At 66.4% G+C, this 15,476-nt stretch carries 18 protein-coding genes, 1 tRNA gene and 1 riboswitch; of the genes, 10 read left to right on the top strand and 9 right to left on the bottom strand.

The features are described from left to right. Positions 1-42 precede the first annotated feature (42 nt). Genes LGM56_RS10170 through LGM56_RS10190 form a run of 5 tightly spaced genes read left to right on the top strand, consistent with a single transcriptional unit; the run spans position 43 to position 4,517 of the window. Entirely contained in the window at positions 43-1,059 is a 1,017-nt protein-coding gene (locus LGM56_RS10170) for a hypothetical protein (protein WP_226204428.1), read from the top strand. After that, positions 1,056-1,805 (top strand): hypothetical protein, encoded by a 750-nt coding sequence (locus LGM56_RS10175; RefSeq protein WP_226204430.1) that lies wholly within the window; start codon positions 1,056-1,058, stop codon positions 1,803-1,805. The genes LGM56_RS10170 and LGM56_RS10175 overlap by 4 nt, the downstream gene beginning before the upstream one ends. Further along, on the top strand, positions 1,802-2,959 hold the full coding sequence (locus tag LGM56_RS10180; RefSeq protein ID WP_226204432.1) for a hypothetical protein: 1,158 nt from the start codon (positions 1,802-1,804) through the stop codon (positions 2,957-2,959). The genes LGM56_RS10175 and LGM56_RS10180 overlap by 4 nt, the downstream gene beginning before the upstream one ends. Continuing rightward, positions 2,935-3,573, top strand: a complete 639-nt coding sequence (locus LGM56_RS10185; protein WP_226204435.1) for a phosphatase PAP2 family protein — start codon at positions 2,935-2,937, stop codon at positions 3,571-3,573. Before LGM56_RS10180 ends, LGM56_RS10185 begins: the two co-directional genes overlap by 25 nt. Continuing rightward, positions 3,570-4,517 carry a fatty acid desaturase family protein gene (locus tag LGM56_RS10190; RefSeq protein ID WP_226204437.1) on the top strand — a complete coding sequence of 316 codons (948 nt, stop codon included), beginning with the start codon at positions 3,570-3,572 and terminating at the stop codon, positions 4,515-4,517. The genes LGM56_RS10185 and LGM56_RS10190 overlap by 4 nt, the downstream gene beginning before the upstream one ends. Before the next feature lie 147 nt (positions 4,518-4,664). On the opposite strand, the gene LGM56_RS10195 is transcribed toward LGM56_RS10190, so the two are convergent. The 9 genes from LGM56_RS10195 to LGM56_RS10235 form a co-directional block, all read right to left on the bottom strand. After that, positions 4,665-4,741, bottom strand: a tRNA-Lys gene (locus tag LGM56_RS10195). A gap of 108 nt (positions 4,742-4,849) precedes the next feature. Further along, positions 4,850-5,599 (bottom strand): tol-pal system protein YbgF, encoded by a 750-nt coding sequence (gene ybgF / locus LGM56_RS10200; protein ID WP_071333989.1) that lies wholly within the window; start codon positions 5,597-5,599, stop codon positions 4,850-4,852. Between the two features lie 19 nt (positions 5,600-5,618). Continuing rightward, positions 5,619-6,131 (bottom strand): peptidoglycan-associated lipoprotein Pal, encoded by a 513-nt coding sequence (gene pal / locus LGM56_RS10205; protein ID WP_089424598.1) that lies wholly within the window; start codon positions 6,129-6,131, stop codon positions 5,619-5,621. Between the two features lie 17 nt (positions 6,132-6,148). Then, complete coding sequence (gene tolB / locus LGM56_RS10210; RefSeq protein WP_043189432.1) at positions 6,149-7,444, bottom strand: Tol-Pal system beta propeller repeat protein TolB; 1,296 nt, start codon at positions 7,442-7,444, stop codon at positions 6,149-6,151. Between the two features lie 109 nt (positions 7,445-7,553). Continuing rightward, the gene (tolA, locus tag LGM56_RS10215; RefSeq protein WP_089494168.1) at positions 7,554-8,606 is read right to left on the bottom strand and encodes a cell envelope integrity protein TolA; all 1,053 of its coding nucleotides are present in this window, start codon (positions 8,604-8,606) and stop codon (positions 7,554-7,556) included. Continuing rightward, positions 8,603-9,052: a protein TolR gene (tolR, locus tag LGM56_RS10220; protein ID WP_011351075.1), complete on the bottom strand. Its 450-nt coding sequence runs from the start codon at positions 9,050-9,052 to the stop codon at positions 8,603-8,605. Before tolR ends, tolA begins: the two co-directional genes overlap by 4 nt. Before the next feature lie 10 nt (positions 9,053-9,062). Then, the gene (gene tolQ, locus LGM56_RS10225; RefSeq protein ID WP_021157170.1) at positions 9,063-9,740 is read right to left on the bottom strand and encodes a protein TolQ; all 678 of its coding nucleotides are present in this window, start codon (positions 9,738-9,740) and stop codon (positions 9,063-9,065) included. 130 nt (positions 9,741-9,870) lie between these two features. Beyond that, positions 9,871-10,356: a tol-pal system-associated acyl-CoA thioesterase gene (gene ybgC / locus LGM56_RS10230; protein ID WP_089439317.1), complete on the bottom strand. Its 486-nt coding sequence runs from the start codon at positions 10,354-10,356 to the stop codon at positions 9,871-9,873. 102 nt (positions 10,357-10,458) lie between these two features. Continuing rightward, on the bottom strand, positions 10,459-11,205 hold the full coding sequence (locus LGM56_RS10235) for an SDR family NAD(P)-dependent oxidoreductase (RefSeq protein ID WP_089445009.1): 747 nt from the start codon (positions 11,203-11,205) through the stop codon (positions 10,459-10,461). A gap of 180 nt (positions 11,206-11,385) precedes the next feature. Beyond that, a riboswitch (ZMP/ZTP riboswitch) is annotated at positions 11,386-11,486 on the top strand. 137 nt (positions 11,487-11,623) lie between these two features. Here LGM56_RS10235 and glyA point away from each other — a divergent pair. The 5 genes from glyA to LGM56_RS10260 all read left to right on the top strand — a co-directional run bounded on the left by glyA (position 11,624) and on the right by LGM56_RS10260 (position 15,304). Beyond that, positions 11,624-12,871: a serine hydroxymethyltransferase gene (gene glyA, locus LGM56_RS10240; RefSeq protein WP_021157166.1), complete on the top strand. Its 1,248-nt coding sequence runs from the start codon at positions 11,624-11,626 to the stop codon at positions 12,869-12,871. A 6-nt stretch (positions 12,872-12,877) separates the two neighbouring features. Beyond that, the gene (gene nrdR / locus LGM56_RS10245) at positions 12,878-13,357 is read left to right on the top strand and encodes a transcriptional regulator NrdR (RefSeq protein WP_089424602.1); all 480 of its coding nucleotides are present in this window, start codon (positions 12,878-12,880) and stop codon (positions 13,355-13,357) included. Between the two features lie 153 nt (positions 13,358-13,510). Next, positions 13,511-14,074, top strand: a complete 564-nt coding sequence (locus LGM56_RS10250) for a GspH/FimT family pseudopilin (RefSeq protein ID WP_226204439.1) — start codon at positions 13,511-13,513, stop codon at positions 14,072-14,074. Then, complete coding sequence (locus tag LGM56_RS10255; RefSeq protein WP_413226770.1) at positions 14,071-14,481, top strand: type IV pilus modification PilV family protein; 411 nt, start codon at positions 14,071-14,073, stop codon at positions 14,479-14,481. Before LGM56_RS10250 ends, LGM56_RS10255 begins: the two co-directional genes overlap by 4 nt. Further along, positions 14,471-15,304: a PilW family protein gene (locus LGM56_RS10260; protein ID WP_226204441.1), complete on the top strand. Its 834-nt coding sequence runs from the start codon at positions 14,471-14,473 to the stop codon at positions 15,302-15,304. Before LGM56_RS10255 ends, LGM56_RS10260 begins: the two co-directional genes overlap by 11 nt. Positions 15,305-15,476: the final 172 nt, after the last annotated feature.

Consider the following 15,476-nt stretch of genomic DNA (forward strand, 5'->3'; position numbering starts at 1 on the left):
GCCACGACACGCCGACCCCCTGCACCCATCCTGACAACGACCATGTCCACGCTCGCCACCCGTGTTGCCTGCCTCGCCCTGTTTGTCGCCAGCGCTGGCGCCCATGCCGCGCCGGTCGACCATGCGGGGCGCGGGATCTACCACTTCGCATCGCAAAGCGGCTGCCCGTTCGCGAACGCGGCCGCCGCGGACTGCAATCGCGTCGCGCTCGATGCGCCGGACGTTCACGCGAGCATCGATACCGATGCGCACGCGATCGTCTTCTCGAGCGATGCGACGCGCCGCACGAAGGACGTGCTCGGCGACGTGCTGCTGCAGGGCACGGGCGTCGACGGCGAAGGCCGGCGCGTGCCGCTGAGCGTGCACGTGCTGCTGCGTCGCGACGGCGCGAAATGGGACCGCGACGTGTACGTTCATGCGCCCGTGCACGGCACGTTCACCGACGTTCGGATCGATCCGTATCGCGTGCGTGTGAAGGAAGGCGAGGGCGAGCGTGACGTACTCACGCCAGACGAAACGCTGGCGCTGTTCGCGCATCCGTCGCTTGCATCGCGGCTCGCGCGGCATCTCGTGAAGGTGAGTGCGACCGATCCGAAGCAGCCGTTCGCGGACGACATCACGATTGGGCTCGGCGTCGGCGGCCTGACGAAGTCGGTCGCGCGTGCGAGCTTTGCATCGAACGCGCCGCACGATGCCGACGTCGATCGCGCACTCGCAACCGGCACGTGGACGATTCGCTTCGATGCGCTGAGCAATCACATCCCGGTGTGGGTCGCCCGGCGCGAGCTGTTCCTGTTCGGCCTCGACGGCAGTGCGCTGGTGAAGGACGTGCTCACGCGCGGCTTCAGGAAGAACGACCGGATCGAATTCGGCGCGCATGACGGCAACGGCTATCTGCGCGTCAACGGCCGCGAGGAAGCATTTGCGGGGGCAGCCGCATCCGCGCACGCATTCATGCAGGAAAGTTTCATCGGCCTGATCCTCGGATGGCGTCGCGATCCGGCTGGCGCTGCGGCGGCTGCGACGAAATCCGCGTCTGCACGAGGCGAGCCGGCATGAGCGCGGCAGGCGAACTGCCGGCGTCGCCGCAGGCAGCGCACGATGCACGCTTCGAATGTATCGAGGCGCCGGTGCCGCGCGGCGCGGCGCGGGTGCGCGCGTACCTCGTCGATCGCCTCAAGCGGGCGGCGATCCGGCGGTTGCATCGCAGCGTACATGGCGAGCGCTGGGTGCTGCGCATGTACCTGATCGGCGAGGAAGCGACCGAGTGCGCATTGCACGAGGACTGGACCGGACAGCCGCCGGATTGGCTTGCGCCGCGGATCGAGCAGCACCTCGCGGACGAGCGTCGCCACGCGGCTGCATTCGCCGATGCGCTGCGCGAGCGCGGCGTCGCGCCGTCGACTGCATCGCATGAGCCTGACTGGTTGAGCCGGCGCAAGATCATGCGATGGCGTCGGCTCGCGCAGCGCCATGCGCCGCATTTCTCGCAAGGCGTACTCGTGCCGGCCTATGCGACGGGCCTTTGCGCGGAACAGATGGCGATGCGCGTGCTCGCGCGTCACTGCGCGACGATCGGCGATGCCCATCCGTTGTATCCGCTGCTCTCGCGCGTGCTCGCCGACGAGACACGGCATGTCCGGCTCTGCTCGGACACGCTGCGCCGTCTGGTTGCACCGTCCGAGGCGGCGCATCTCGCCGCGTTGCTGAACGAGATCCGCGCGATCGAGGCCGGTTTCGGCGTGACGGGCGCGCTGGCGATGGTCGCGGCCGGCTGGTTCCAGTCGCTTCGTCCGCGCGCATGATGCCGCGCATCGTCTATCTCGCGACGGCCGACGCACGCGGCCACCTGATGCGCGCGCAACTGCTTGTACATGCGCTGCGTGCGGCCGGCGCGCAGGTCGACGTGCTGACGACGTCCGAGGCGGGGCAGGCGTTCCTGGCTGCATTCGACATCGACGCGGCCATGCTGTCCCATCACTACGCGGTGCAGTTCGACGAACGCCAGAACATGCTGCGCGACGCGACCGATCGCAATGTCGCGCACTACGTGTTCAGACCGACGCGCATGCTGCGAGACATCGCGCGGTTGCGTGCGATCGTCCGCGATGCCGATCTCGTGATCAACGACTCGTTTCATCCGGCGCTGCTGTTCATGGGGGCGATGCCGGGCTGGCGGCGCCGCATCGTCCACGTGTATGGCGGCAGCCTGCGCCGCGCGTTGACCGCGAATTTCGATGCACGGCTGCCGCGCGCACTGGCGCGTGCATTTGCACGGATCGTCGACTGGCAGATCGATTCGGCGCGGTGCTGCATCGAACACGATTTTGCGTACGATGCCGCCGATGACGTCCGGCGGTCGTGCGCGCATTATCGACTGCCGACGCCAGTGCCGATCGTCGCCGGGCAACCCGCTTCGGAACCGGCTGCAGCCGCCATTTATCTGAACCCGCACTTTCGCGATATCGCGCTCGCCGATGCATTGTCGGTCGGCCTGCGCGACGCGGGGCTCGCCATCCATCGCGTGGGCGAGGGCTACGCCGGACACGACGGCTGGACCGGGGTCGACGCCGACTGGGTGACGCGCGCCGCCCATGCGCCGCTGATCGTGTCGGCGCCCGGCATGGCCGCGCTGTCGATCGCACGCGTGTATCAGCGCCCGATCCTGCTCGTGCAGTCCGACCAGCCCGAGCAGGCGAGCAACGCCGCGCGCGCCGCGCAACTGCAACTCCTGCATCGCGTCGTCACGTGGCGCGGCGACGCGGCCGTGTTCCAGCGGGACGTCGGGCAGGCTGCCGCCGAGCTGATGCGCCATCCCGGTACGCAGGCAGGAACGATCGCCGGCCGCGAGCATGCGCGTGCGCGCGTCGACGCATGGACGTCGCGCCTCCTCGCGTTGCGTCCGCATGCGAAGGTGGCCGATACGGAGACGCGATGCGAGGCGCCGGCACCACGATGAGTTCGCTGTCGTTTCGTGACGATCGCCGGCCGGATATCCGGCAGATGCTGGCCGCGACGTTCGGCATGGCAGCCGGCCTCGCGATCTTCTTTCTGCTGGAGCGCAGCGTCACGCCGCGCTTCGTGTTTGCCTCGTCGATCGATGCGCGGATTCCGTTCACCGCATGGTCGTGGTTCGTCTATGTCGGCTTCTTTCCGTTCGTGATCGCGCTTGCCGCATATGCGCGGCCGCCCGCGTTCGCCGCGTTCAAGGAGGCCGTGCTGATCGCGTTCGTGCTCGGTGTCGTGTGCTTCCTGCTGTTTCCCGAAGCGGTGCCGCGGCCCGACGTCGCGGAGATCGGCAATACGTTCGTGCGTCACCGTCTCGCACGCATGTGGCAGCTCGATCTCGCGGCCAATGGTTTTCCGAGCCTGCATGTCGCGGTGACCTGCCTCGCCTGCCGGATGCTGACGGACCGTCGACGGCTCGTGACCGCGGCGGTCGGCCTGCTGATCTGCGCGTCGACGCTGACGCTCAAGCAGCATACGGTCGTCGATGTGCTGGGCGGCGTGGCGCTCGCGATGGTCAGTGCGCTGTGGGTCGAGCGGCGATCGCTGGGCGGGAGGTTCGTGTGACGGATGCCCTTGTTCATCATGCCGGGCCGAATGCCGAGCTTGCTCGGTTCGTGCCCGATCCCGCGCTGTTTCGCGTGAGCGCATTGCGTGTGGGTGCGGCGTTGGCAGGCGACTGGCTGATGATTGCCGTCGCGTTCGCGGTTGCAATCGCGTTTGCGCATCCGCTCGTGTACGCGTTGGCCGCGATCGTGATCGCGCGCAGCCAGCTTGCGCTCGCGGTCATGATGCACGAAGGCGCGCACGGTTTGCTGGCGCGGACCCGGCGCGTCAACGACGCGCTGGGCCAACTGTTCGCGGCCGGCCCGCTGTGGCTGTCGCTGCGAACGTATCGTGCCGGCCATCTGAAGCACCATCGCGCACCGATGGAGGCGGACGATCCCGTCGCGCTGCTGTTCGGCGTGCACGACTATCCGGTGACGCGCGGGCGGCTGATCGGCCGCCTGCTCGCATACGCATGCGGGATCGGCTACGTGACGAGCGTCGTGAAGCTCGCCCGCGGCGAGTTTGCGCATGCGTTGCCGAAGGTCGGGAAGTCGCGCGCGTATGTCGCGTGGGAAGTCGCGTCGATGCTGGCCGGCAACGGTGTGCTGTTCGGCGCGCTCGCATGGGCCGGACATCCGCTGCTGTACGTCACGTTGTGGATCGTGCCGTCCGTCACACTGCTGCCGCTCGCCGGGCAGGTGCGCGCGATCTTCGAGCATGCGGGGCTGCCGGCCGGTGCCGACCAGAGCCGCAACGCGCGCACGATCGTCCGGCGTTCGTGGCAGACGTTCCTGTTCGGACCGCACGCGATTCATTTTCATATCGAACATCACCTGTTCGCGCGGATGCCGTTCCATCACCTGCCGGTCGTGCATCGGCAGCTTGTGCAGCGGCAGTTGCTGCCCGAGAGCAATCTGTACACGGGATATGGTGGCGTGCTGCGCGACGTGAGCGTGCGCTGACGCACGGGCGGGTGTCCGGTGGCGGAGTAGGGAGAGTGCGGCTGAGTGTGTCGCAGACATCACCGGGATGCCGCGCTTCGATACGGATGCGACAGACGCAAAAAAGCCTCCACTTGGGAGGCTTTGATTTGCACTATCGAAGATAGTTGGTAGGGTGGGAGGGACTCGAACCCTCGACTCTCTGATTAAAAGTCAGATACTCTAACCAACTGAGTTACCACCCCACGTTCTTGAAACCTGTTGGTTCGTTGCTTCAACAACTTGGGCAACGACCCAAAGAGCAAAAGATTATAGCGACGGATTGTCAGGCTGTCAACAACCCGCCGCGATAACTATTTGATCGACTCGATCTTGCCCTGCGCGGTCTGCGCTGCATTCGACCCGGCGTACTGCGACACGACCTGCTCGAACGTCTTCTTCGCGGCCGCCTTCTGGCCTTGTTCGAGCTGGTTCGTGCCGATTGCCACCAGCGCGTCGGCTGCGCGCGGATGCTGCGGGAACTTGCTGACGATCCCTTGCCACGTTGCAGTCGAACCGCGGTAGTCGCGCAGCGCGTATTGCGCATTGCCATACCAGTACTGCGCGGTCGGCTGGTAGGGGCTCTGCGGATACTTCGCGATGAACGCGCGGAACGAAGCCGCGGCCGCCTTGAAGTTGCCGTTGCGGAACTGCTGCTGCGCCGCATTGAGCGCATCCGTTTCACCCGGCTGCACGGTGCCTTCGACACCATCGATCGTCGCCTGCTGCGGCTCGAACTTCTTGAGCCGCGTGTCGAGATCCTGGTAGTACTCCTTCTGCTGCCGCTCGAGCGTCGTCAGCCGGTTCGTCAGGTCCTCGTTCTCGCCGCGCAGCGTCGCGACCTGCTGGTTCAGCTGGTCGAGACGGCCGGATTGATCGAGGATCGTACGCTGGGCGGCGGACAACTGGCTCGCCAGATTGTCGGTTTTGCTGCGCAGATCGAGCACGGCGCGGCGCGCTTCGTTGTCGTCGAACACGCCGGCGTGCGCCGGCGCGGCCGACCACGCCGCGCCGGCGACGCAGAATGCTGCGGCAACGCGCAGCAGGGATACACGGTGCGTCATACGGCGATTCTTCCGTTACTTACTGTTGGTAGACGAGGTCGGCGCGACGGTTCTGCGCCCACGATGCTTCGTCGTGACCCGCTGCCTGCGGCTTTTCCTTGCCGAGGCTCACGGCTTCCATTTGCGAATCGTTCACGCCGAGCAGTGCCATCGCACGACGGACCGCTTCCGCACGCTTCTGGCCCAGCGCGAGGTTGTACTCGCTCGTGCCGCGTTCGTCGGTGTTGCCCTGGATCAGCACGTGGCGCTGCGGGTGGCTCTTCAGGTACTGAGCGTGCTGCTGCATCAGCGGCTGGTACTCGTCCTTCACCGAATAGCTGTCGAAGTCGAAGTAGATGCTGCGCTTCGCGAGCGGGCTGTTCGGGTCGTTCAGCGGATCGACGTTCACTTGCGCGACGTTGTCGGCGCTCGGCTGCGTGCTGACCGCACCGCCGGCATTCGCCTTGTCGTCGAGCTTCACGCCCGACTTGCACGCTGCGAGCGCGCTGATCATCATCACGGCCAGGGCCAGACGAGCTTTATTCGACATCATGTTTACTCTCCTTGTGGTCATTGCATGAAGGGCCCCCACGACGGCTCACGTACGGAGCCGCCCTGGACGGACAGGATTTGCGGCGGCGCGCTGCCGTCCGAGGGCACTGCTGCCAGAACATTGCGACCACCCGACTGGGTAGCGTACAGAAGGTACTGGCCGTTTGCCGCGAAGCTCGGCGATTCGTCGCGATTCGTATTCGTGATGGCGTTCGCCGCGCCGGACTGCAGATCCTGAACGTACAGCTTGAAGCCCCCGCCCGTGCGGGAGATGTAAGCGAGCAGCTTGCCGTCCGGGCTGATGCGCGGACTCGTGTTGTAGCTGCCGGTGAAAGTCACGCGCTGCGCGGCGCCGGCGCTTTCGCCCTGTGCCGGCATCCGGTAGATCTGCGGCGCGCCGCCGCGATCGCTCGTGAAGTAGATCCAGCGGCCGTCCGGCGAGTAGAACGGCTCGGTGTCGATCGAGCTGCTCTGCGTGAGGCGGCGCAGGCCGCCGCCCGTCGAGTTGACCGTATAGATTTGCGTGTTACCCGTCAGCGACAGCGCGACGGCCAGCGTGTTGCTGTCCGGCGACCAGGCCGGTGCGCTGTTGTTGCCCTTCTGGTCGGAGACGATATAGCGACGGCCGGTCGGCAGGTCGTGGATGTAGACGATCGGCTTCTTGCGCTCGAACGAGACATACGCGACCTTCGTGCCGCTCGGCGACCAGGACGGCGAGATGATCGGTTCGGTGCTCGACAGCGCGATGCGCGCGTTCTGGCCGTCCGAATCCGAGATCTGCAACTGGTAGCGGTTACCGGTCTTGATCACGTACGACAGGCGCGTGGCGAACACGCCGCGCACGCCGAGCAGCTTCTGGTAGATGTAGTCGGCGATCTTGTGGCCGGCCGTGCGCAGCGTGGTGTCGGTGGCCGTCAGGGACAGGCCGCCGAGGCTTTGCTGCTTCACGGTGTCGTACAGGATGAAGTTGACCTTGTACTGGCCGTTCGCCTCGCGGTTCACGCTGCCGGCGACGAACGCATTCGCGCCCTTGGCCTTCCATGCGCCGAGATCGACCGATGCGCTCTCCGGCACGGGCGTGCTGCCGGCGTCGATGTTGGTGAATTTGCCGCTGCGGGCGAGGTCGGCGCGGACGATCGACGTGACCTGCTGCGGCAGGTTCGCCTCATTCGCGAAATTCGCCGTGGCGATGGGGAACTGGGTCGACCCGACACCGGTGATCAGCACGTTGACCTGGGCGTTAGCGGCGCTGCCCGCCGTAATCAGACACGAGGCCACGAGTGCCCTGAAACCTAGCTTTGTCATCAAACTCATGCTTCTTGCTTCCCGTATGGCTTGGATCGCTGCGCAACGGCAGAGACAGTAAAAATACCCGATTCGTTCCCGTCCGACAGCGACGCCCGGAGTGTAAGCGCAATTCTTTTCACTCCGCCGCCTTGAAGGTAATCGTAATGTCCGACGGGGTACGACCGTTAGAATCGGGCGGCAACGGGACCGACGCGTGGATTGCACTCACCACGGCTTGATCCCACCCCGAATTCCCGCTGGAGCGGGAAACCGATGCGCTCAATACGTCACCGGACGGCGTGCACCGAATCTTGACGACGGTGGTCAGGCCTGCACGCTCACCGCCCCAAACGATGTTCGGTTTGACGCGGCGGCGCACCTTGTCGGCATAGCCGGGCGTCGCGGCATTGCCGCCTGAGCCCGTGCCCGTGCCGCTTTTCGCGAGGCCTTCGCCGCCGCCTTCACCGGCGCCGGACAGGCCCTGCATCTGTGCCAGGCGTGCGCTGCGCTCGCGGTCGAGCTTCGCGTTCGCTGCCGCATTGGCCTTCGCGCGCGCCGTGGCTTCGGCCTTCGCCTTGGCCTGGGCTTCCGCCTTTGCCTTCGCGGCCGCGTCGGCCTTCGCCTTCGCCGCCTGCTGCGCTTCGAGTTGCGCCTGCTTCTGCTGCTGGAGTTTCTGCTGTTCGAGCTTCTGCTGCTCGGCGAGCTGCTGTTGCTTGAGCTTGTCGGCCTGCTTTTGCTTGTCGCGTTCCGCGGCCTTCTGCGCGGCGAGTGCGGCTGCCTGCGCCGCGAGCTGTGCGCGCCGGGCTTCCTCTTCCTGCTGGGCCTTCAGTTGCTGCGCGCGGCGCTGCTGCTCGAGCAGTGCTTCACGCGCGGCCGCTTCCTGCTGCCGCTTCTTCTGCTGCAGCGCGATGTCGGCCTGCTCGTCGCGCACCGGGGGAGGGGGCGGCGCGACCTTCACGGGCGGTGCGGGTGTGACAACGGGCCGCGGAGCCGGGACATCGGGCACCTCGGTCCACAGCTCGGCTTCGGCGCCGGCCGGCGTGCTGTTCTGCCACTGCACGCCGTGATACAGGAACAGCGCGAGCAGCACGTGCATCAGCGCGGCGAGCGCGAATGCGCGCCAGGTGCCGCGCTCGCGGGGAGGCTGAGGCGGGTAGGCGGAGCTGCGCGTGGATTGCTGCCGGTTCATTGCGATTTGACGAGGAGGCCGACGCGCTTGACGCCGCGCGCCTTCAGATCGGACATCACGGTCATGACGGCATCGTACTGCACCGTCTTGTCGGCCGCGATCACGACCGGCTGGTCGGGATGGTCAGCCTGCCGGGCCACGATGAAGCTGTCGAGCTCGGCCTTCGTCATCGTGTCTTCTTGGGTCGCGCCCGAGTCGCCCTTGTACTTGACGCTCATCGTGCGATCGGCCTTGATGTTGACGACGACGGGCGGCGTCTGCTCCTGCGGCGCGGCGTTGCCGACGGTCGGCAGGTTGATGATCGACGGGGCGACGAGCGGTGCGGTGACCATGAAGATCACGAGCAGCACCAGCATCACGTCGATGTACGGCACGACGTTGATGTCGGCCATTGCGCGGCGCGAGCGGCCGCCGCGCATGCTGGATCGGATGGGGCTTCCTGCCATGGCGCGCTCCTTACTGGGCCTGACGCTGCAGGATGTTCGAGAACTCTTCGATGAAGGTCTCGAAGCGGATCGCGAGGCGGTCGATGTCGTGCGCGTAGCGGTTGTACGCGACCACCGCCGGAATCGCGGCGAACAGGCCGATCGCGGTGGCGACGAGCGCCTCGGCGATGCCAGGTGCGACGTTGGCGAGCGTGGCCTGCTGCACGTTCGCGAGGCCGCGGAACGAGTTCATGATCCCCCAGACCGTGCCGAACAGACCGATGTACGGGCTGACCGAGCCGACCGATGCGAGGAACGCGAGGTTCGCTTCGAGCACGTCCATTTCACGCTGGAACGACGCGCGCATCGCGCGGCGCGCACCGTCGAGCACGAGGCCCGGATCGCTGATGCGTTTTTCCTTCGCCTTCAGGAATTCGCGCATGCCCGATTCGAAGATCCGCTCGAGTGCGCCGATCGTGTGGCGGTTGTTGGCTGCGCTCTGGTACAGCGCCTGCAGGTCGCCGCCCGACCAGAAATCCTTCTCGAAGCGTTCGGTCTGCGCGCGCGCGCGGCGGATCGCAAACCACTTGCGGAAGATGAAGGTCCACGACATCAGCGACAGCAGCAACAGCAGCCCCATCACGGCCTGGGCCAGCACGCTCGCGTTGAGGACGAGGGAAATGATCGACAGGTCTTGAGAAGTGTTCATAGAGGTTTGAGTAACGTCCCTTCGGGGCGCCCGGTATGCGTGTGGCGCGGCGCGCCGGCCATGCCTGGCGCCGAACCTTGCTTAGTATCGAATCAGAAAGGCAAGTTCATAGGCTTTGTCTAAACGGCGCTCATGCGAGCTTCGTTGACAGTGCAGTCTGCCCGTCGTCGATGACGGGCCCGCGCTGCAGCGCGTCGAGCACGGCCGGCGGGATGGCCGCTGGCCGGATGCCGGTACGGTCGACGCAGCCGAGACGGATGTGCCCGGCCACGAGCAGCGTGTCTCCGCACCAGGCTTCCTGCGCGAATTCCACCGACGCGCGGCCGATGCGGCCGGGCCGGCTCGTGATCGCCAGCGTGTCGTCGAGTCGCGCCGGGGCGCGGTAGTCGAGCGACGTGCTGCGGACGACGAAGATCGCGTCGGTGTCGTCGGCGAGCTGGCGCTGGTCGATGCCGCATGCGCGCAGCCACTCGGTGCGGGCGCGTTCGAAGAACTTCAGGTAGTTGGCATAGAAGACGATGCCGCCTGCGTCGGTATCCTCGTAGTACACGCGCACCGGCCAGATGAAGCCGGACGGCGCTTCCGGGGAGCGGGTAGGCTGGGTCATGGCGCGCATTCTACCGGAAGGCAAGGGCCTGATTCGTAACCGATTCGTAACGGAATGTAGTATGTCGTAGCACACCGCGGGCCGGCCCGGAGGGGGCTGGCCCGCGTGGCTTCAGCCGCGGTGGACGGTCGGGCCGCCGGGAGCTTGCGCGATCGGCATCAGCTCGATCGTGTTGACGTTGACATGCGCCGGGCGGGTCGCGATCCAGTAGATCGTGTCGGCGATGTCCTCGGGCATCAGCGGCTGGACATTGTTGTAGACGTTCGCCGCTTTGGCGTCGTCGCCGCGATAGCGGACGTTCGAGAATTCGGTGCCGCCGCACAGGCCAGGCTCGATGTCGGTGACGCGCAGCGGCGTGCCGAGCAGGTCGGCGCGCAGGTTCAGGCTGAATTGTCTGACGAAAGCCTTGGTCGCGCCGTAGACGTTGCCGCCCGCATAAGGGTACGAACCCGCGACCGAGCCGAGATTGAAGATGTGGCCGCGGCCGCGATCGATCATGCCGGGCAGCAGCGCGTGCGTGACCGTGACGAGGCCCGTGCAGTTCGTGTCGATCATCGTGTGCCATTCGTCGAGACTGGCCTTTTGGGCCGGCTCGACGCCGAGCGCGAGGCCGGCGTTGTTGACGAGCACGTCGAGCGCCGCGAATTCGGCGGGAAGGGCGGCCGGCACGGCCTCGACGGCCGCGCGATCGCGTACGTCGAGCTCGAGCGGCAGAAGGGAATCGCCGAGTTCGGCGGCGAGCGCATCGAGACGATCCTTGCGGCGCGCGGTCGCGACGACGCGGTGGCCTCCCTTGACGAAGGCACGGGCGATGGCGGCGCCGAAGCCGGCGGACGCGCCTGTGACGAACACGATCATTGCTGCTCCTGGTGAATGACAAAATAGCGAGTGGTATCCCGCAAGCCTACTGAGATTGCCGCACCGCGGCAAGGCGGCACAGCGTTCCCGCACGGGCGCGTAGAGTCTGGCCCCAATTGCTTCCGGCGCACCGCCGTGCGGTTGCCTATTCATGACGCATCCAATACACTAACGCGCTCATCACCCCTGCGTGACTGGCGATAGAACCCTTCGGGTTCAAGGTGGAGCATCCCACCGTGAAGCGCGGGGCGCCGTTTTTGCCGTTCGCCTGGGCAGCCGTTGTGCGCCGTCGCGTGCATCGCCGGTGGCTGTCCTGCCTCGCGTCATACGGATTCTTCCGCCACGTCGAGCTGGTCCCGCCAGCAGCGCACCGTACTCGGCCGCTCCGGTCAACCTGTACACACTTAACGGAAACCGTATGTTTGACAGAGCCCAAAGCACCATTGCGAACGTCGATCCCGAAATCTTTGCCGCGATCGAGCAGGAAAACCGCCGCCAGGAAGATCACATCGAGCTGATCGCGTCGGAAAACTACACGAGCCCGGCCGTGATGGCCGCGCAGGGTTCGCAACTCACGAACAAGTACGCCGAAGGGTATCCGGGCAAGCGCTACTACGGCGGCTGCGAATACGTGGATGTGGTCGAGCAGCTGGCGATCGACCGCGTGAAGCAGCTGTTCGGCGCGGAAGCCGCGAACGTGCAGCCGAACTCGGGTTCGCAGGCGAACCAGGGCGTGTTCTTCGCGATGCTCAAGCCGGGCGACACGATCATGGGCATGAGCCTCGCGCACGGCGGCCACCTGACGCACGGCTCGCCGGTGAACATGTCGGGCAAGTGGTTCAACGTGGTGAGCTACGGCCTGAACGAAAACGAAGACATCGACTACGAAGCCGCCGAGAAGCTCGCGCAGGAACACAAGCCGAAGCTGATCGTCGCGGGTGCGTCGGCGTTCTCGCTGAAGATCGATTTCGAGCGTCTGGCGAAGATCGCGAAGTCGGTCGGTGCGTACCTGATGGTCGACATGGCCCACTACGCCGGCCTGATCGCGGCGGGCGTGTACCCGAACCCGGTGCCGCACGCGGATTTCGTGACGACGACGACGCACAAGAGCCTGCGCGGCCCGCGCGGCGGCGTGATCCTGATGAAGGCCGAGTACGAGAAGCCGATCAACTCGGCGATCTTCCCGGGGATCCAGGGCGGCCCGCTGATGCACGTGATCGCGGGCAAGGCGGTGGCGTTCAAGGAAGCGCTGTCGCCGGAGTTCAAGGCGTACCAGGAGAAGGTGGTCGAGAACGCCCGCGTGCTGGCTGAAACGCTGGTGAAGCGCGGCCTGCGGATCGTGTCGGGCCGCACGGAAAGCCACGTGATGCTGGTGGACCTGCGTGCGAAGAACATCACGGGCAAGGCAGCGGAAGCGGCACTGGGCGCGGCGCACATCACGGTGAACAAGAACGCGATCCCGAACGATCCGGAAAAGCCGTTCGTGACGAGCGGCGTGCGCCTGGGTTCGCCGGCGATGACGACGCGCGGCTTCGGTCCGGCGGAAGCGGAGCAGGTGGGCAACCTGATCGCGGACGTGCTGGACAATCCGGAAGATGCAGCGACGATCGAGCGCGTGCGCGCGCAGGTCGCCGAGCTGACCAAGCGTTTCCCGGTCTATCGCTGATCGACGATGCGCTGCCCGTTCTGCCGGCATGACGACACGCAGGTCGTGGATTCCCGCGTGTCCGAAGATGGCGCCGCGATCCGGCGGCGCCGTCGCTGCTCGGCTTGCGACAAGCGCTTCACGACGTACGAGCGGGTCGAGCTGTCCCTGCCGTTCGTCGTGAAGAAGGACGGCAGCCGCACGGAATTCGACCGTCGCAAGCTCGTCGCCAGCATGCAACTCGCGCTGCGCAAGCGGCCGGTCGCTGCCGACGCGATCGACGCGGCGGTCGCCCGCATCGAATATCAACTGCTCGCGACAGGCGAGCGCGAAGTGCGTAGCGAGAAACTCGGCGAACTCGTGATGAACGAGTTGCGCGGGCTCGATACGATCGCTTATGTCCGCTTCGCATCGGTGTATCGCCGGTTCGAGGACGTTTCCGAATTTGCCGACGTGATCGAAGAGTTCCGTCGCGCCTCTCCCGCCAAGACTCCCCGTAAGCGCTGACGCGCTGCGTTCGTTCATCGTCTTCTCCGTTGGGTCAGTTCACGCCGATTGTGTCGGTCGCGATCGCATGCCGCCAGTCAGCCATTCGGCAAATGGTGCGTGTCCGCACGTGTCGCTACAGTCGTCGCATCATCTTGGTGAAGGACGACTGCGATGGGACTGCACGCTCAACCCCTGAAAAATGTATTGCGACGTGCGGGCGGATTCACGCTCGTCGAACTGATGGTTGCCATCTCGCTGGCGGCCGGGCTCGCGCTTTATGCTGCGCCTGCGTTCGACCAGTGGCGCATGCGCGAACGCGTGGATGCACGCTCGCGCGCGTTGCTCGGCGCGCTGTCGTTTGCACGTACCGAGGCGACGCGTCTCGGCGTGCGCGTCACGCTGTGCCGGGCGGGTAGCGCCGGCACCTGTCTGCGTGCGGGTGAACGGTGTGATCCGGCTGAATGGTCGTGTGACTGGATCGTCAGCGGGCAGGTCGACGGGCAGTCGCGCGTGCTGCGGCGCTATCCGCGCGATGCCGAAGTGGCCGTCGCGGGTGCCGCGCACGATCTCGCGTTCGCACCGCCGGTCGGTCAGGCAATCGGTGGTATCCGGCGCTTCGAATTGCGTCCGCGACGCGACGTGCCGGGTGCGGACGATGCGCATGCATCGCGTTGCGTGCGGATCGCGGCAGGCGGGCGGGCCCGGGTTGTCGCCGGCCGTTGCGGCGCGGCGTGAGCGTCCTGCGCAACGCCATGCGCGGCACGTCGCTGATCGAAGCGATGCTGGCCATCGCGCTGCTCGCGACCGTTATGCTGGCTGTAGCGGGCAGCCAGCTTGCGATGGCGCGTGCGCAGCGCGCGACGATCTGGCGTGAACGCGCGCTGTGGCTGGCCGATGCACGTATCGAGCGCTTGCACGTTGCTGCGGAGGCCGGTGATGACCTCGCGGCGTGGGCCACGGCGTCGCTGCCCGGCGGCGCGATGACGCGCGGTGATGGGCCGGACGGCGTTCGCTACACGGTTGTCGGCTGGCGCGGTGGCAATGCGGCCACCGGGCCGCGATGCGAAGCGGCGGGAAGCTCGGCGCAGCCGCCGTCGTGCGTCCGGATTCCGTATCGGGAGGCGGAATCCGATGAACGCTGATCGCCGCATGCGTGCACATACGTTGCTTGAAGTGTTGATTGCGATGACCGTCGGTCTGCTCGTGCTCGCGGCGGCCGGTGCGCTGTACCACGCGCAGCGCGTCGCACAGCGGCGCGCGGACGACGGATTCCGGATGCGCGATGCGGCTGGCGCCGCACTGATGCTGATCGGCCAGCAGATCCAGATGGCCGGATTTCGGCCGCTCGATTTGGAAGGTGTCACGTCGTTGCCGCCCGTGTTCGGCTGTTCGATGGCGCGCGTGAGGGGAGCGGGCGCGCAGGTACGGTGCGAGCCCGTGCGCGGTGCGTCGGACGCGTTGCTGATCCGCTATGTCGGCGATGCCGTGTCGACGTGGCTCACCGTGAGCGGCCAGGTGTCGGATTGCCTCGGGCAGGGTGTCGGCGTGTCCGGCGAACGTGCGCCGGTGGAGAACCGCTTCGATGTGCACACCAGTCCGTCGACGGGCGAGCCTGAACTGTATTGCGAAGGAAGCGGCCGTCCGGGCACGCCGCAGCCGGTCGTGTCGGGAATCGATCAGTTACGGGTGCGCTATCTTCGCCGCGGCGGCACGCAGTTCGTCGAGGCCGACGCATTGCACGGCGACGACTGGCGCGATGTCGTGGCCGTGCATGTCTGCGTGCGGGCGCGCGGCGAACCGACGGGCGAGCCGGTGCGGCACGTCGACTGCGACGGCCGCACGGTCGTTGCGCAAGACGGCCGCGTGCGTCTGACGCTCGATCGCATCGTCGCGTTGCGCAATGCCGCGCGCACATTCGACGATACGTCGCGTGATGCCACGGATGAACGCGAGGTACCGCGATGAACGGAGCGAGGCAATATGCGCGCAAGAGGTCGCGGTGCGTTGCGACACGCAACATGCATGAGCGAATCGATACACGCTGTGACGGTCCGCGGCAGGCTGCAGGTGCGAAAGTCCAAACAGCGAGCCAGCAAGCGCCGTACAGACATTTGCGGTCAGCCAGCCGCGAGTGGCG

The organism is Burkholderia sp. AU38729, assembly GCF_020419725.1.
Lineage (GTDB): Bacteria > Pseudomonadota > Gammaproteobacteria > Burkholderiales > Burkholderiaceae > Burkholderia.

Excerpts from the sequence above, each read along its gene's own strand:
- LGM56_RS10170 (WP_226204428.1), top strand. The coding sequence starts at position 43 with ATGTCCACGCTCGCCACCCGTGTTGCCTGCCTCGCCCTGTTTGTCGCC.
- LGM56_RS10175 (WP_226204430.1), top strand. The coding sequence starts at position 1,056 with ATGAGCGCGGCAGGCGAACTGCCGGCGTCGCCGCAGGCAGCGCACGAT.
- LGM56_RS10180 (WP_226204432.1), top strand. The coding sequence starts at position 1,802 with ATGATGCCGCGCATCGTCTATCTCGCGACGGCCGACGCACGCGGCCAC.
- LGM56_RS10185 (WP_226204435.1), top strand. The coding sequence starts at position 2,935 with ATGCGAGGCGCCGGCACCACGATGAGTTCGCTGTCGTTTCGTGACGAT.
- ybgF (WP_071333989.1), bottom strand. The coding sequence starts at position 5,599 with ATGACGCACCGTGTATCCCTGCTGCGCGTTGCCGCAGCATTCTGCGTC.
- pal (WP_089424598.1), bottom strand. The coding sequence starts at position 6,131 with ATGATGTCGAATAAAGCTCGTCTGGCCCTGGCCGTGATGATGATCAGC.
- tolB (WP_043189432.1), bottom strand. The coding sequence starts at position 7,444 with ATGAGTTTGATGACAAAGCTAGGTTTCAGGGCACTCGTGGCCTCGTGT.
- tolA (WP_089494168.1), bottom strand. The coding sequence starts at position 8,606 with ATGAACCGGCAGCAATCCACGCGCAGCTCCGCCTACCCGCCTCAGCCT.
- tolR (WP_011351075.1), bottom strand. The coding sequence starts at position 9,052 with ATGGCAGGAAGCCCCATCCGATCCAGCATGCGCGGCGGCCGCTCGCGC.
- tolQ (WP_021157170.1), bottom strand. The coding sequence starts at position 9,740 with ATGAACACTTCTCAAGACCTGTCGATCATTTCCCTCGTCCTCAACGCG.
- ybgC (WP_089439317.1), bottom strand. The coding sequence starts at position 10,356 with ATGCGCGCCATGACCCAGCCTACCCGCTCCCCGGAAGCGCCGTCCGGC.
- LGM56_RS10235 (WP_089445009.1), bottom strand. The coding sequence starts at position 11,205 with ATGATCGTGTTCGTCACAGGCGCGTCCGCCGGCTTCGGCGCCGCCATC.
- glyA (WP_021157166.1), top strand. The coding sequence starts at position 11,624 with ATGTTTGACAGAGCCCAAAGCACCATTGCGAACGTCGATCCCGAAATC.
- nrdR (WP_089424602.1), top strand. The coding sequence starts at position 12,878 with ATGCGCTGCCCGTTCTGCCGGCATGACGACACGCAGGTCGTGGATTCC.
- LGM56_RS10250 (WP_226204439.1), top strand. The coding sequence starts at position 13,511 with ATGGGACTGCACGCTCAACCCCTGAAAAATGTATTGCGACGTGCGGGC.
- LGM56_RS10260 (WP_226204441.1), top strand. The coding sequence starts at position 14,471 with ATGAACGCTGATCGCCGCATGCGTGCACATACGTTGCTTGAAGTGTTG.